The 14,457-nt window shown below is 70.1% G+C and carries 17 protein-coding genes and 1 pseudogene; 12 read left to right on the forward strand and 6 right to left on the reverse strand.

The window, feature by feature from the left end; all coding sequences use genetic code 11:
• Positions 1-8 precede the first annotated feature (8 nt).
• Positions 9-1,373 (reverse strand): acyltransferase family protein, encoded by a 1,365-nt coding sequence (locus tag Vlu01_RS22060; protein ID WP_204002710.1) that lies wholly within the window; start codon positions 1,371-1,373, stop codon positions 9-11.
• A 282-nt stretch (positions 1,374-1,655) separates the two neighbouring features.
• Between Vlu01_RS22060 and Vlu01_RS22065 the strand changes: the two genes are divergently transcribed.
• Genes Vlu01_RS22065 through Vlu01_RS22085 form a run of 5 tightly spaced genes read left to right on the forward strand, consistent with a single transcriptional unit; the run spans position 1,656 to position 6,732 of the window.
• A complete protein-coding gene (locus Vlu01_RS22065; protein WP_204002712.1) occupies positions 1,656-2,618 on the forward strand; it encodes a MurR/RpiR family transcriptional regulator in 963 nt (320 codons plus the stop codon).
• Positions 2,615-3,364 (forward strand): sugar isomerase domain-containing protein, encoded by a 750-nt coding sequence (locus Vlu01_RS22070; protein WP_204002714.1) that lies wholly within the window; start codon positions 2,615-2,617, stop codon positions 3,362-3,364. Before Vlu01_RS22065 ends, Vlu01_RS22070 begins: the two co-directional genes overlap by 4 nt.
• 26 nt (positions 3,365-3,390) lie before the next feature.
• Entirely contained in the window at positions 3,391-4,794 is a 1,404-nt protein-coding gene (gene ngcE, locus Vlu01_RS22075) for an N-acetylglucosamine/diacetylchitobiose ABC transporter substrate-binding protein (RefSeq protein ID WP_204002716.1), read from the forward strand.
• Positions 4,795-4,817: 23 nt separating this feature from the next.
• Positions 4,818-5,759 carry a carbohydrate ABC transporter permease gene (locus Vlu01_RS22080; protein ID WP_204002718.1) on the forward strand — a complete coding sequence of 314 codons (942 nt, stop codon included), beginning with the start codon at positions 4,818-4,820 and terminating at the stop codon, positions 5,757-5,759.
• Positions 5,760-5,772: 13 nt separating this feature from the next.
• Entirely contained in the window at positions 5,773-6,732 is a 960-nt protein-coding gene (locus Vlu01_RS22085) for a carbohydrate ABC transporter permease (protein ID WP_204002959.1), read from the forward strand.
• A 27-nt stretch (positions 6,733-6,759) separates the two neighbouring features.
• On the opposite strand, the gene Vlu01_RS22090 is transcribed toward Vlu01_RS22085, so the two are convergent.
• Positions 6,760-7,452 carry an ArsR/SmtB family transcription factor gene (locus tag Vlu01_RS22090; protein ID WP_239096050.1) on the reverse strand — a complete coding sequence of 231 codons (693 nt, stop codon included), beginning with the start codon at positions 7,450-7,452 and terminating at the stop codon, positions 6,760-6,762.
• Positions 7,453-7,515: 63 nt separating this feature from the next.
• On the opposite strand from Vlu01_RS22090, the gene Vlu01_RS22095 reads away from it, so the two are divergent.
• Complete coding sequence (locus Vlu01_RS22095) at positions 7,516-8,178, forward strand: hypothetical protein (protein ID WP_204002720.1); 663 nt, start codon at positions 7,516-7,518, stop codon at positions 8,176-8,178.
• Positions 8,175-8,930, forward strand: a complete 756-nt coding sequence (locus Vlu01_RS22100) for an isocitrate lyase/PEP mutase family protein (protein WP_204002722.1) — start codon at positions 8,175-8,177, stop codon at positions 8,928-8,930. The genes Vlu01_RS22095 and Vlu01_RS22100 overlap by 4 nt, the downstream gene beginning before the upstream one ends.
• 53 nt (positions 8,931-8,983) lie before the next feature.
• On the opposite strand, the gene Vlu01_RS22105 is transcribed toward Vlu01_RS22100, so the two are convergent.
• Both Vlu01_RS22105 and Vlu01_RS22110 read right to left on the reverse strand, forming a co-directional pair.
• Positions 8,984-9,730, reverse strand: a complete 747-nt coding sequence (locus Vlu01_RS22105; protein ID WP_204002725.1) for a class I SAM-dependent methyltransferase — start codon at positions 9,728-9,730, stop codon at positions 8,984-8,986.
• Positions 9,730-10,284: a TetR/AcrR family transcriptional regulator gene (locus Vlu01_RS22110; protein ID WP_204002728.1), complete on the reverse strand. Its 555-nt coding sequence runs from the start codon at positions 10,282-10,284 to the stop codon at positions 9,730-9,732. The genes Vlu01_RS22105 and Vlu01_RS22110 overlap by 1 nt, the downstream gene beginning before the upstream one ends.
• 160 nt (positions 10,285-10,444) lie before the next feature.
• On the opposite strand from Vlu01_RS22110, the gene Vlu01_RS22115 reads away from it, so the two are divergent.
• The 3 genes and pseudogenes from Vlu01_RS22115 to Vlu01_RS22125 all read left to right on the forward strand — a co-directional run bounded on the left by Vlu01_RS22115 (position 10,445) and on the right by Vlu01_RS22125 (position 11,514).
• Positions 10,445-10,690, forward strand: coding sequence for a hypothetical protein (locus Vlu01_RS22115; protein ID WP_204002731.1), 246 nt, complete (start codon positions 10,445-10,447; stop codon positions 10,688-10,690).
• A 90-nt stretch (positions 10,691-10,780) separates the two neighbouring features.
• Positions 10,781-10,999: pseudogene (locus Vlu01_RS22120) on the forward strand (helix-turn-helix domain-containing protein); the annotation flags it as partial.
• A 137-nt stretch (positions 11,000-11,136) separates the two neighbouring features.
• Positions 11,137-11,514 carry a YybH family protein gene (locus Vlu01_RS22125; RefSeq protein WP_204002735.1) on the forward strand — a complete coding sequence of 126 codons (378 nt, stop codon included), beginning with the start codon at positions 11,137-11,139 and terminating at the stop codon, positions 11,512-11,514.
• Positions 11,515-11,559: 45 nt separating this feature from the next.
• On the opposite strand, the gene Vlu01_RS22130 is transcribed toward Vlu01_RS22125, so the two are convergent.
• Positions 11,560-12,168: a class I SAM-dependent methyltransferase gene (locus Vlu01_RS22130; protein WP_204002737.1), complete on the reverse strand. Its 609-nt coding sequence runs from the start codon at positions 12,166-12,168 to the stop codon at positions 11,560-11,562.
• 90 nt (positions 12,169-12,258) lie between these two features.
• Here Vlu01_RS22130 and Vlu01_RS22135 point away from each other — a divergent pair, with 90 nt between their 5' ends.
• Both Vlu01_RS22135 and Vlu01_RS22140 read left to right on the forward strand, forming a co-directional pair.
• Positions 12,259-12,426, forward strand: a complete 168-nt coding sequence (locus tag Vlu01_RS22135) for a hypothetical protein (RefSeq protein WP_204002739.1) — start codon at positions 12,259-12,261, stop codon at positions 12,424-12,426.
• A gap of 110 nt (positions 12,427-12,536) precedes the next feature.
• Positions 12,537-13,355 (forward strand): MOSC domain-containing protein, encoded by an 819-nt coding sequence (locus Vlu01_RS22140; RefSeq protein ID WP_204002741.1) that lies wholly within the window; start codon positions 12,537-12,539, stop codon positions 13,353-13,355.
• A gap of 127 nt (positions 13,356-13,482) precedes the next feature.
• Here Vlu01_RS22140 and Vlu01_RS22145 read toward each other — a convergent pair whose 3' ends face one another.
• Positions 13,483-14,451 carry a GNAT family N-acetyltransferase gene (locus Vlu01_RS22145; protein ID WP_204002743.1) on the reverse strand — a complete coding sequence of 323 codons (969 nt, stop codon included), beginning with the start codon at positions 14,449-14,451 and terminating at the stop codon, positions 13,483-13,485.
• Between the last annotated feature and the right edge of the window lie 6 nt (positions 14,452-14,457).

Raw genomic sequence — 14,457 nt, forward strand, 5'->3', positions numbered from 1 at the left:
ACGGCGGGTCAACGTCGGCTTCCCCACCCGGACCTGAGCAGGCGCAGCGTGCCGGCGCCGGCCAGATAGGCCACCAGGGCGTTCACCGGCCATCCGAGCGGCTCCGGTGCGGTCTTGGCCGCCGCGCCGTTGGCTGCCAGGGCGTACACGACGGCGGCGAATCCGGCGACGGTGAGCGCGGTGCGGGCACCCGCCCGTCCGGCCGGCGCCCTCAGGTGTCGAGGGCGACCGGTGGACGCCTCGATCGGGCCGAAGACGGCGACCAGGACGGCCAGTACCACCGCCAGCATCAGCAGCCATGGCAGCCGCCAGGCCAGCCAGGCCGCCGTGCCGGCCTGCGGGGTGGGTAGCAGGCCGAGCCCGTGCAGCGCGCCGACCAGCAGCACGGCCGCGCTCAGGTGCCACAGGAAGACCGTCAGCACCACCGAGTTGACGGCGATCACCGCCTGCCAGGGTCGGCTGCGGTGCAGCCACCGTTCCGCCGGTCGCCGCACCAACAGGATCAGTCCGAGTTGGGCGGTGGTCACCGCGAGGAGGGCCACGCTGGGTGGGGCGGCGTTCGCCAGCCGCTGACCGGGAAGATTGATCATGCTTGTCGGGTACGGGCCGGGGCCGGTGAGCAGGACCGCCACGGCGAGACCGCCGAGCAGCATGAGGGTGGCGGTTCGGCGGGACATCGGTAGGCACCGGGTACGCAGGCCGGTGGGGCGGCACCGCCCCTGACGGGCGTCGTACCAGGCGAAGCCGATCTGGTGGACGGCGAGCCAGCCCAGCAGGTAGCTGGGCAGGGCCAGCCCGGCGGGCCCGAGCGCGCGGCCCAGGTCACCGGCGGCGACCAGCAGTGCCAACGTCAGCGGCACCAGCAACCCGAAGCGGCGGTGCAGCGCGTACATGACGGGGGTCAGTGGCACCACGGCCAGGTAGGCGGCGAGAAACCACAGTGGGATGGTGGCGAACCAGACGATCGGGCGGACCTCGTCCGGTTGGGCGCCGCCCAGCCGCGCCACCAGCGCGCCACCGGCGAGCACCAGCACCAGGGCACTGGTCGGACGCAGCAGGCGGGCGCTGCGGCCGAGCAGCCATCCGATCGCGTCGCCGCCACGGCGCTGGTGGGCGGCGAGCGAGGCGGCGTTGGCGTAGCCGCCGACCAGGAAGAAGACGGGCATGACCTGGACGGCCCAGGTCAGCGGGTAGGCCCAGGGCATGGCGGTCAGTGCCGAGTGCCCGTCCGGTCGACCGCTCTCGTCGTACTCCACTGCCGCGATCGCCCAGTGCCCGAGGACCACCAGGATGATGGCCAGCGCCCGGAGCAGGTCGAGGTAGCGCTCCCGGTCCGGCGGCGTACGGGCGGCGAGTCGGGCCAGGCGGCGCATCCTCCGAGCGTAGGCCAGTGCCGGTGGGGGTCGGGCCGGTAACGGTGGGGCCGCTGCCCGGGCCCGGAGGCCGACCACGCGGTGTCGCACAGTTGCCCCACCTGCCCGGTCCACTGTGCGTTCATGCAGGTCATGGCAGTGATGCCGGGCAAGAGACGGAGTCCACGCCGGGCTGTGCGCCAGGTAACAGTTTGAAAACTTCGCCCACGGTCTTGACACGGAGGGGGCTTCAGTAAGAACTTTTACCACTAACAGTTAACAGTCTTTTCCGAAAGGCGTCCCATGGTTGATCACGAGTCGGACACCTCCGCGGGCACCGCGGTGGCCGACGCCGACGGGATCGACCGGCGGGGTGCCGTCGGCGTCGCCTCCGACGGGACACTGGCCCGGGTCCGCACCGGTGCCGCCGAGCTGACCGGCGCGCTGCGTCGGGTCGCCGAGCATGTGCTCAGCGACCCGGAGGCGGCGGCCCGGGCCACCATCGTGGAACTGGCCGAGCGCAGCGGCACCTCGCCGGCCACGGTCACCCGGTTCTGCCGGGCGATGGGTTTCGACGGCTACGCCGACCTGCGACTGGGCATCGCCGTCGAGACCGGCCGGGCGCGCTCGGCCGGCTGGACCGTCGACATCGGACGTGAGATCCAGCCCGGCGACCCGCTGGAGCGCGTGCTGGAGCAGATCATCGCCGCCGACACCCGGGCCATGCACGACACCGCCGCCCTGCTCGACCTGACCGAGGTGGAACGGGCGGCGGTGGCCATCGCCGGTGCGGAACGGGTGAACATCTTCGGTGCCAGCGGAAGCGCGCTGGTCGGCGAGGAGATGCAGTTCAGCCTGCACCGCATCGGCGTGGCCGCGTGGGCCTGGAACGACGTGCACTCGGGGCTGGCCGCCGCCGCGCTGCTGCGCCCCGGCGACGTGGCGTTGGGCATCTCGCACAGCGGACAGACCCGCGAGGCCATCGAGATGCTCGCCGAGGGCGGCAGCCGGGGGGCCACCACCATCGCGCTGACCGGATTCCGCCGGTCACCGCTGGCCGAACTGGCCGACATCGTGCTGCTCACCGCCAGTCAGGCCACCACCTTCCGGCCGGACGCGCTCTCGGCCCGGCACCCCCAACTGGTCGTGCTCGACCTGCTCTACATCGCCGTCGCCCAGCGCACCCACGACCGCGCGCACGCGGCCTTCCGGCGTACCGCCCAGGCTGTGGACGGGCACAAGGCCGCGAGGGAGGCCAGCGCATGATCAGCGCCCAGGGGTACGCGGACGCGGTCCGACCGGTCCTCGACCGCGTGGTCGAGCGGGGAGCCGAGTCGCTGGGCCGGGCGGCCGACCTGATCGCTGCCAGCCTGCGCCAGGGTGGGGTGCTCCAGGCGTTCGGCGCCGGGCACTCGGAGTTTTTCGCCGCGGACCTGGTCGCCCGGGCCGGCGGGTTGGTACCCACCAACCGGATCTCTCTGCACGACCTGGTGTTGTACGGCGACGCCTCGCGTCAGGTGCTCGCCGACCCGAAGCTGGAACGCGACCCGGCCGTCGCGCATCAGCTCTACGCGATCGCCGCACCCCAGCCGCAGGACGTTTTCGTGGTGGCGTCCCAGTCCGGCATCAACGGTTCGGTGGTCGAACTGGCGCTGCTGGCCACCGGGCGCGGTCACCCGTTGATCGCGGTCACCTCGGTCGAGCACACCGGGCGGGTGGCACCGCGGCACCCCTCCGGCCGGCGGCTCGTCGATCTCGCCGACGTCGTGCTGGACAACGGCGCGCCGTACGGTGACGCACTGCTGCCGCTCGAGGGCGGCGGCGCGGTCTGTGCGGTCTCCTCGGTCACCTCGGCGCTGCTGGCGCAGCTGCTGACCGCGGAGGTCGTACGACGGTTCCACCAGGCCGGAGAGGTACCCCCTGTCTACCTCTCCGCCAACGTCCCCGGTGGGGACGAGCACAACCTCGCCCTCGAGTCGCGCTACGCCGGGCGTCTCCGGCGTACCGCCTGACCCGACATCACAAGGAGAGTCACACGATGTCCGTTACCCCCGATCTCGACCGCCGGACCCTGCTGCGCCGCGCGGCGGCCGCGGGCCTCCTGGTGACCCCGGCCGCCGGTCTGCTCAGCGCCTGCGCCGGCAGCACACCGAGCCAGAACAACGACAGCGCCGGGGAGAAGAGCGACGACAACCCCTTCGGCGTGCAGGACGGCAGCGCCGTGAAGGTGGTCATCTTCAACGGTGGGTTGGGTGACGCCTGGGCCAAGGAGGACCAGGCGATCTTCAACGCCAAGTACCCGAACGTCACCGTCAACATGAGCTCCACGCAGAAGATCAAGACCGAAGAGCAGCCGAAGATGGCGACGCAGCCCAGCGACGTCGTCATGAACTCCGGCGCCGACATGATGGACATCAGCACCCTGGTCAACGAGGGTGCCATCGAGCCGCTGGACGACCTGCTCGCCGCCCCGGCCTGGGACGGCGAGGGCACGGTCGCCGACAGCCTGCTGCCGGGCACCGTCGGCGACGGCACCTACCAGGGCAAGTTCTTCGTGGTGAACGTGGCCTACACGGTCTGGGGCAACTGGTACAACTCCGCCCTGTTCGACAAGGAGGGCTGGACCCCGCCGAAGACCTTCGACGAGTTCTTCGCCCTCGCCCCGAAGATCAAGGCCAAGGGCATGGCCCCCTACGTGTACGACGCGGTGCACGGCTACTACCCGCGCTGGGCGCTGATGGCGACGGTCTGGAAGTCCGCCGGCAAGCAGGCCGTCATCGACATCGACAACCTCAAGGAGAACGCCTGGCGTGCCGAGGGCGTCCTGCCGGCGCTGGAGGCGTGGGAGAAGCTGGTCAAGGACAAGCTGCTGCTGCCCGGCAAGCTCGACCACACCCAGTCGCAGCAGGCGTGGCTCGACGGCAAGGCGGCCTTCATCCAGGTCGGCACCTGGCTGAAGAACGAGATGGCGGCGACCATCCCGCCGGGCTTCGAGATGAAGATCTCGGACTACTGGGGTCTCGGGGCCACGGACAAGGCGCCCAACGACGTCTACGCCGGTGCCGGCGAGGGCATCGTCGTCCCGGCCAAGGCGCCGAACAAGGCCGCCGCCAAGGAGTTCCTCCGCGCGGTGCTCTCCAAGGCCGGCTCGGCGAAGTTCGCCGAGCTGACCAAGTCCCTGGCCTCGACCAAGGGCTCCGGCGACAACGTGCAGGACGCCGCCCTCGCCAGCGCCAACGAGCTGATGAAGAACGCGGGTTCGGACCTGATCTCGATCAAGCTCTGGAACTTCTACGCCGACCTGGACAAGGAGAGCCAGAACCTGTCCGCCGAGTTGATGGCCGGCCGGCTGACCGCCGCGCAGTTCGTCGACAAGATGCAGACCGCCGCCGACAAGGTCGCCAAGGACTCGTCGATCACCAAGCAGACCCGCGACGCCTGATCCGAACGGAAAGAGTGAGTCCCATGCGGCACGGTGTTGCGCGTTTCGTCACGGGTTTCCTGGCCCTGCCGGTCGGGCTGTACCTCTTCTACGTGGTGTGGCCCTTCCTGCAGGCCGCCGGGTACTCGCTGACCGACTGGGGAGGCTACTCCGACAGGCAGCAGTTCGTCGGGCTGGAGAACTACCTCCGGCTCTTCTCCGACGAGCTGATCAGGAAGGCGTTCTGGCACAACGTCTTCTTCCTGATCACCGTGCCGCTGTTCACCATCGCGCTGGCCCTGTTCCTCGCGTTCCTGCTCAACGTGGGCGGACGCGAGGACAAGGCCGGCATCCGGGGAGTGTTCGGCTCCGGTCTCTACAAGGTGATCTTCTTCTTCCCCCAGGTGCTGTCCCTGGTCGTCATCGCGGTGATGTGGCAGCAGATCTACCGCGCCGACGGCCAGGGTCTGATCAACGGCATGCTGATGAAGATCGGGCTGGTCAGCGAGGACGACCCGATCACCTTCATGTACGACCCGGAGCCGTTCCTCGGCGTACCGGCGGTGCTGTGGTGGCTGCTGCTGATCGCGGTCTGGAGCGGCGCCGGCTTCTACATGGTGCTCTTCTCCGCGGCGATGCAGTCCATCCCGAAGGACGTCTACGAGGCGGCCATCCTGGACGGCGCCGGCCGGTTCCACACGTTCTTCCGGATCACCCTGCCACTGCTGCGGGACACCGTCTCGGTGGCCTGGGTCTACCTGGGCTTCATCGCCCTGGACATGTACGCCCTGGTGTTCGTCATGACGCCCAGCCAGGGCGGCCCCAACCATGCCAGTGAGATCTTCGCGTCGGTGCTGAACTTCACCGCCTTCCAGAAGGGCCAGTTCGGCTACGCCTGCGCGATGGGTGTGGCGTTGGCGATCTTCACGATCCTGCTGGCCGCTCTCCAGCTGAGGATCACCCGTCGTGAGCGGATCGAGTACTGAGGAGACCTGGACGATGAGCACGGTGACCCACACCCCGGGTGGCCTGGCCGGCCCCGACCAGACTCCGCCACCGACCCGTACGCCGGCACCGCGCGCCGCCGTCGGCGGCGGGGCCGGAGCACGGTTCTTCAACGGCTTCTCGCACCTGTTCCTCGCCGTCTGGGCGATCATGGTGGTCTACCCGCTGCTGTGGGTGGTGATGTCGGCGCTCAAGACCGACTCCGAGGTCATCCGCAAGCCGCTGTCGCTGATCCCCGAGCAGTTGCAGTGGAACAACTTCGCCCGCGCCTGGACCGAGGGGCAGATCGGTTCGTTCTTCCTCAACACCGTCCTGGTGCTGACCGGCAGCGTCTTTCTCACCATGCTGCTCGGCTCGATGGCTGCGTACGTGCTCGCCCGCTACGACTTCCCCGGCAACCGGTTGATCTACTACATGTTCCTGTCCGGGCTGACCCTGCCGATCTACCTTGCCGCGGTGCCGCTGTTCAAGGGCGTCTACAACACCGGCGTGGTGCTGCCGTTCCTCGGCCCGAACAGCCACATCATGCTGATCCTGGTCTACGTGGCCTGGTCGTTGTCGTTCACCGTCTTCTTCATGCACTCGTTCTTCCATACCCTGCCCAACGCGATCGCCGAGGCGGGCATGGTCGACGGCGCGTCGCACAGCCGGTTGTTCTTCAGCGTGATGCTGCCGATGGCCAAACCCGGCCTGATCAGCATCGGCATCTTCAACGTCCTGGGCCAGTGGAACCAGTGGTACCTGCCGACCCTGCTCATGCAGTCGGTGGCCGGCGAGCCGAAGAACCAGGTCATCTCCCAGGGCCTGATCGAGCTCTCGGTCAACCAGGGCTACCGCTCCGACTGGTCAGGTCTGTTCGCCGGGGTCACCATGGCGATGTTGCCGGTGCTCATCGTCTACATCGTCTTCCAGCGTCAGGTGCAGTCCGGCCTCACCGCCGGCGTCGGGAAGTGAACCGGCACGCAGCCGAAGGCAGGCACGTCAGCCGACGGTGATTCCCAGCCGGTCGCGGAGGGCGGCATCCCCGGCGGCGGTGAGGCGTACGGCACGGCCGGATCCGATCCGCACCACCCAGCCGTTGCCGAGGAGCCGCTCGCACAGTTTCGCGCCGACCAACCCGCCGAGGTGCTCCCGTCGTTCCGTCCAGTCGAGGCAAGCTCGTACCAGCGGGCGGCGGCCTGGCCGGGGCTGCGCCGGATCCCAACCGAGCAGCTCGATCAGCCAGGACCGGCCGGCCGGAGTGAGGGCGAAGCCGACGCTGTCCAGCAGCCCTCGCCCGATCATCGCCTCGGTCACCGTCACGCCGAGGCGTCCGGCCAGGTGGTCGTAGCAGGTCCGGCCCCGGCGCAGGGCCGCGCTGGCGGTGGCCGCCCGCAACCCACCGGTCCGGGCGGGACGCGGCTCGAACCGGGCCGCCAGGTCCTCCAGCAGTTGCGCCACCGAGGGGTCGGCGAGCTGCACGTACCGGTGCCGACCCTGACGCCGTTGGACCAGCAGGCCGCCCTCGACGAGACGGTGCAGGTGCCCGGTGGCGGTGGAGGGCGCGACGCCCGCGTGTGCGGCGAGTTCGCTCGCGGTCCACGCCCGACCGTCGAGCAGCGCGAGGCAGATCCCCGCGCGGGTCTCGTCGGCCAGCAGCGCCGCGAGCCCGGCGAGGTCAGCAGCGGAGATCACCGACCCATTGTCGGGTACGACAGTTCGGTGCCCACCGAAGCATCGTGACCGTAGCCTCGCCGCATGCAGGAGATCCTCGGCCGCACGGCCGCCCGCGCGGTGTTGACCGACCCGACCTTCGTGGTGCCGCCCGTCCCACCCGCGTCCACCGGCGTCGCCTGGCTGCGCGCCACGGTGGGCCGGTTCAGTTCGGGTATCGAGTACGAGCGGCGGCGTGGGTTGTCCGTCGCGATCCTGGACGCGATCCCGCTGGAGCCGCTACGCCATGCCGGTGACTCCCACCCGGTGGCGGTCCTGGCTCGCCGGCTGGGAGTCACCCATCCCGTGCTGGAGTTGATCCGCGATGTGGCGCAGGCGTACCAGCCCGGCACCGGCGACGAATCGCGAGCCGACGCCGCCGTGCACCGGCTGGTGGCGGTGTTCGGTGGCAGGTTCGACGAGCCGACCGCGGCCCGCATCGGCGTACTCGTCCAGGCGTGCGAGGCGACGGCCGCCCTGATCGACCGGAGCCGGTACCGTCGCGTCGACGATGTGTTGCGCGACGATCCGCCGGTGCCGGCGACCAGGCGGCAGGCGACGGTCACCGTCACCGTGGCCGGCGTGACCGTCGAGGCCGGTGAGGTCGTGCGGGTACCCCTGGCCGGTGACCTGGCGTTCGGCGCGGGACCCCGACGCTGCCCCGGCCGCGACCACGCCCTCGCGTTGGTGGCTGGAGCACACGAATGAGCGGCTTCGCGGCGCTGCACCGCACCGGTGATCCGCTGGTGCTACCGAATGTCTGGGACGTCGCGTCGGCCCGGTTGCTGGCCGAGGCCGGATTCGCCGCACTCGGCACCACCAGTCTCGGCGTCGCGGCCACCAACGGCCTGCCCGACGGCGCGGGTGCCACCGGCGCCGAGACCCTGGCGCTCGTGCGCCGGCTGGCGGCACTGCCGGTACACCTCACCGTTGACATCGAGATCGGATCGGTCGCCATGGCGGTCGCGGTGGCCGAGGCCGGCGCGGTGGGCGTCAACGTGGAGGACGCGATGGGCCCGGCACCCGAGCACGCGGCGTTGATCCGGTCGGTGAAGCGGGAAGCGCCGGGACTGTTCGTCAATGCCCGTACCGACACGCACTGGCAGCGGAACGGTGACCTGACGGAGGCGATCAGTCGAATCCGACGCTACGCGGACGCCGGTGCGGACGGCGTCTTCGTCCCCGGTCTGGCCGAGCCCGCCGACATCGCGGCGGTCGTCGCCGCCGTGGACGTACCGGTGAACATCCTGTTCCTGCCGGACCGGCACACCGTGGCCGCCCTGGCCGAGCTGGGTGTGCGGCGGATCAGCAGCGGCTCCCTGCTGTTCCGGGCGGCCGTGGCCGCCGTCGTGGACACCGCGACAGCGGTACGCGACGGGCGCATCGTACGCCCCGACCTCCCGCCGTACGCCGAGGTGAACGTCGGGTCTGACGGGCGTTCCGGCCTGCAGTGTCGGTGAGACCGTCGCACGGTCAGCCGCGCCGCACCTTGCTCTCGGTCACTCCCCAGCGGTCAACGAGCATCGGTCCGCCGTCCGGCCCGGCCCAGCACCAGCGTGGTGCGCAGGTCGAGCGTCACGGTGCCGCCGAACTCGTCGACAAGTCGGCCGAGCGCGGTCAGGCCGCGTTGCTGCTGCTCCCGCGAGCGGGTCAGGAACGGCCCGAAGGTGCGGACCAGGTCGAGATAGCGTTCCTTGGCCAGTGGCAGTTCGTGACGGAAGACCTCCTTGCGGACGTCGAGGAACTGCCCGTGTTCGACGACGTCCTGATGGAACCAGTCCGCGGGCCGTTCCCGTACGGTCGGATCGATCGCGTGCAGCGCGGCTCGGACCGCCGCACGTTGCTCGGGATCGGCGTAGTCGTAACGATGTCCGAAGATCGCCAGAGTGCCGTCCGGCGTCAGTGCCTGCCGGGCGCGCGTGTTGCGGGTGACCGGGTCCAGCCAGTGCCAGGCCATCGCGCAGGCCAGCACGTCGACTCCACCGGCAGGCGGCACCCATTGTTCGAAGGTGTCGCCGTGGACACGAACGTGGGGAAACCGAGTGGCCAGCAGCGCCGCCATTCGCGGGTCGGGTTCGAGGCAGATCAGAGGCGCGCCGATCCGGGCGAGTACCTCGGTTCCCATGCCGGTGCCGGCACCGATCTCGACAACCGACCTCGGCGTGCCGCCGTGGTAGGCGACGATGTGGTCGGCGATCTCAGGCGGATAGCCCGGCCGGACGCTCTGGTACAGCTCGGCCGTGGACCCGAAGACGTCCATCACGTCACTCCTTCGGTCGTCGCGTCGCGTAGGGAGTCGAGCGCGGCCTGGCTGCCCTCGCTCAGGTCCATGCCCAGCGCCTGGAGCATCACCACCAACGCGCCGAGTGCGAGCGTGCCGCGCAACTCCTGCGGTCCGGCGGAGGACAACCGCGCGGCGTGCTCCAGGATGCGGCCGATCACGGCCCGGCTGTGCGCCGCGACCTCCTGGTCGGAGCGGGCCACGGCGCAGGCCTGCAACCACAGGCCGGTCACGACGCCGTCGGCGATCAGCGCCCGGAAGCCGGCACGCATCGCCGGTAGCGGATCGTCCGGGTGCTGGGCGGCCGTCTGGTCGAGCACCTGCCGGATCCGGGCCTCCAACTCATCAAGGCAGGCCAGGAAGAGGTTGCGCTTACTGCCGAACAGCCGGAAGACGTACGGCTGTGACACGCCCATCTGGTCGGCCACCTTCTGCATCGACGCCGTCGTCAACCCGTGGTCGGCGAAGACCCGCATGCCGATGTCGATCGCGTCCGCACGCCGCCGTCGGGCCGTACTGCGTTGCTCCGTCACCCCCGGAGCCTGACATTAGTAACCACTTACAAACAAGTTCTCCGCGTAACGTGCGAGCATGTCTCTTGTCACCTCTGCTCGACCGCAGCGCCGCTGTCGCCGCGCCGGCGATACCGCTGTGGGGGAGTAGGTTGGCAACAGCGGGAGGAGGCCGGTCACGATGATCCCGACACTGATCCTGTTCGGTCTGTTGCTCGTCCGTTGGTGGCGGACGGCCCTCGTCACCGTCGCCCTGGGCTGGCCGGCCCTGCTCGTCGTGTCGGATCTGACGGGCGTCGGCCCAGGGTTGCTGGGGGCGTCCGGCCTCGCCGTCGTCAACACCGCCGTCGGCGTGCTGATCCACCGGGGCATCCTGCTGATCATCCGGCAACGACGCTGCCGGGTTCCGCCAGGCGGGGGCGCGTAGGGTGAAGTCGATGGTGGCAGCGCGCTCCGCGCCGAACTCCCGCTCGGTCAGCCACAGCCCCAGGTCGATGCCGGCGCTCAACGCACTCTCAGCCGCACCTTCGCCAAGGAGTTGGGCACCAGCCCTCGCGCCTGGCTGATCGCGGCCCGACTCCGCCTGGCCTGCACCCTGCTCGAAAGCGGCGATCTGACCGTCGAGGAGATCGCCCGACGCAGCGGACTGGGCAGCGCCGCCAACCTCCGGCTTCAGTTCCGCAGGGCCTACGCCACCACCCCGCTCGCCTACCGGGCCGCATTCCAGCACCGCTGATCCAATCGGCTGATGACCTCGCCGAGCGGCGCATCCGGGCCCGGGGTTGACCGCCTTCACTTCGCGCAACGTCGATTGAGCCGTTGAGTGGACCGACCCGCAGCCAGGCTCTGCCTCGGAATGGCAAGGTGGTGTCCATGGACAGGAAACAGGTCGCCGATTGGATCGCCGGCTACGAGCGGGTGTGGCGGACGCCGGGTACCCAGGGACTGGCCGCGCTCTTCACCGAGGACGCGAGCTATCAACAGGGGCCGTACTGGACGCCGGTTGTCGGCCTGCCGGCCATCGCCCAGATGTGGGAGAAGCAGCGCAAGGGCCCCGACGAGGTGTTTCAGATGACCGGTGAGATCGTCGCCGTCGACGGTGACACCGCTGTGGCGCGTCAGGAGGTCCGCTACGGCGACCCGGTCGACCAGGAGTACCGCGACCTCTGGGTCATGCGATTCGCCGACGACGGACGGTGTCGGTCGTTCGAGGAGTGGCCGTTCTGGCCGGGACAGCAGCCGACCACCTGATCAGGAGCCGCCGGACCACCGGCATCGGTCAGCTGCTGGACGGACTCAGGTGGCGCTCGCGGCGATGGCCGCGTACCTGCGGTCCGGGCGTTCCGGGAACTGCTGTTGCAGGCGCTGACGTTCGGTGAAACCGGCCCGGGCCAGGTGGGCGGAGAATTCGTCGGCGGGCCAGCGGTACGCGGTGCGGACCTTGTGATCGAATTCGGTCACCTCGTCGTCGCTGTCGAAGAAGCCGATCACCAGTCTCCCGGTAGGCGCCAGCATCCGGCGGAACTCGGCGAGCGCGAGGTCCAGTTCCGCTGGCGGCAGGTGAATTGTCGAGTACCAGGAGAGGATGCCGGCCACCGAGTGGTCGGGGACGTCCAGGTCGGTCATCGAACCGAGCCGGAAGACCGGCCCGGGAAAGTTCGCTCGGGCATGATCGATGAACTCATCGACCAGGTCGACGCCGGTCACGTCGGCACCGAGTGAATGCAGGTAGGCGGTCCAGTGGCCGGGGCCGCAACCGAGATCGAGCACCGGTCCGTCCAGCCCGGCTAGGTGGCCCCGAATGAGGGCGAGGTCGTCGACGTGGGCCTGCCAGTCACCGTCGAACAGTGCGATGTACTGCGCTGACATGGACGAATAGGCATCCCGTACCGGCTGGTCGTTCACCGCGACACGGTAGCCCGGCGCACGGTGCTCAGGCGCGGCTGAGTACGGCGCCTCAGGCGGAACGAGGCGGCCGATGCATAGGTTGGCACCATGACCTCGACCGTCGAACTGGAGCGCCTCGTCCGGACATCAGACCTGCACGGCCTCGCCAGGCGGATGCAGCAGGCCGTCCTCGCCGCCGGCGCGCGGCCCGCGCACGACGACGTTTCCGAGGGCGTACGCGAGAAGCAGAACCTGCGCCCTGACGTGATCAGTTGATCCGGATCTGCCGCGACCGGGCGGTCGCGTGCCCAGGACCTGCGGCCTGCTGTCGCCACCGGGTGACCGATCGCGGATATCTTGGGGCAGCGCGAACTCAGGGGGTAGTCATGGGGGAAGTGGTGTGGCTGGGTCGGTACCCGGTCAAGTCCATGCGTGGCGAGGGCCTCATCGAGGCGCGCCTGGACGCCTCGGGCGTCGTGGGTGATCGCCGCTGTGCCCTGATCGACGAGGAGACCGGCCTGGTCGCCAGCGCGAAGAACCCTCGCAGGTGGCGCGCTCTGCTTTCGATGGCCGCTCGTCACGAGCCGGACGGCCGGGTGGTCGTCACCGGCCCCGACGGCGAGCAGATCCACACCGGCGCACCCACCGCCAACTCCGCACTGTCTCGAGTCCTGGGACGACCGGTACGGCTGACTGACACCCTCCCGCAAGACGCGAGCATGGAACGGCTGACCCCGCCGACCGAGCCCGGCGCCGGAACGATCACCCACAGCAGGCTCGCGGCCGGCACCCCCGGCAACACCTTCGTCGACTTCGCCGCCGTCCACGTGATCACGACCGCCACCCTGGACGCCCTGGCCCGGCAGCACCCCGAGGGCCGAATGGACCCGCGACGGTTCCGCCCGAACATCGTGGTGCGCATGGACGACCCCGCACCCTTCGCGGAGAACACCTGGCAAGACCAGACCATGACGGTCGCCGCCGACGCCAAGATCCGTATCGTCGCACCCACCCCGCGCTGCGCGGTGCCCACCCTCGCCCAAGGCGCCGACCTGCCCGACGACCCAGCCGTGCTACGCACCGCCGCACGGCTCAACCGGGTTCCGGTCTTCGACCTCGGCAAACTGACCTGCATCGGCGCTTACGGCGCTGTCCAACGCGAGGGTCTGCTGCGGATCGGCGACCGCATCACGATCGCCGCCTGACACGGCACCCCCACCAGGCCGACGTACGACGCCCGCTCCTGCCGACTGGCACTGACCCGCCCGGCGGCGACGCCAAAGTGGCGACAGCCGCTTGTGGAGCGGTGGCGTCTTCGTGGGGCTACGGCGGTCAGTAGCGGATCAACCGGTGCAGCCGGAGGAACGTCTCGGTGAAGCCGAGCGCGGGCCACGCCCGGGAGGAGAGCAGATTGGTCACTCGCCAATCGGTGACCACGCTGTCGAAACCGGCCGACACGGCCCAGTCGATGACGGCGGTGCCGAGGGCTCGCCCCGCGCCGGCGCCACGGGCGTGCGGGAGGACCGCCGCGAACCCAAGGAACCCGGCGTGCTCCGGGCGGGCCAGGCTCAGGTGCGTGCTCGACTTCTCCAGCGCGCAGCCGATGGCAGACCCGATGACTCGGCCATCCGCTTCGGCCACGAAGGTGGTGTACGCGGGGTCGTCGAAGTCGGCCTCCCATTCGGCGACGGATTCCTCCAGCGTGCCCATCGGTCCGGCGGAGAACGTCGGGGACTGAGCGTGATGCAGTGGCAACTCACGATCGAGTTGGGCGAGTGCCGGGATGTCGACCCGGGACGCGCGGCGCACCGACAGGCCGGCCGGCATGACGGTTGCCGGCGGGGCGGCGGGCCGGATGGCGTGTGCGTGCTGCTGGCCGAAGCCCAGCCGGAACCACGCCTGCACCAGCTCCGCGTCGTGCGCCGGCACGACCACGTAGTGCGCGGTGCGGCCCTCGTCGACCCAGCGGGCGGCGGCTGCCGCGTACAGGTCGCGGATCAACTCGGGATCGACGACCGCCAGCCCGGCGGCCTCCACCCAGATGTTCGGTCCCCACAGCGGTGACGGCTTCGGGGCACCGAGCACGAAGCCCACCGTGACACCGGCGCGGTACGCGACAGCGCCCGACGCGTCAGGTGTCTGGTACGCGGCGGTCAGTTCCGCCAGCGCCGTGGCGGCGTCCTCGAACCGTGCGGACAGCAGCGGCTGGGTGGCACGGTGCCGACGGTGCCGGTTGGCCAGCAACACGCTGCAAGCAGTCAGATCGGCGGCCGTGAGCGGCCGTAGCTCTGTCCGGGACACGGCCGG

The organism is Micromonospora lutea (assembly GCF_016863535.1).
GTDB classification, from domain to species: domain Bacteria; phylum Actinomycetota; class Actinomycetes; order Mycobacteriales; family Micromonosporaceae; genus Micromonospora; species Micromonospora lutea.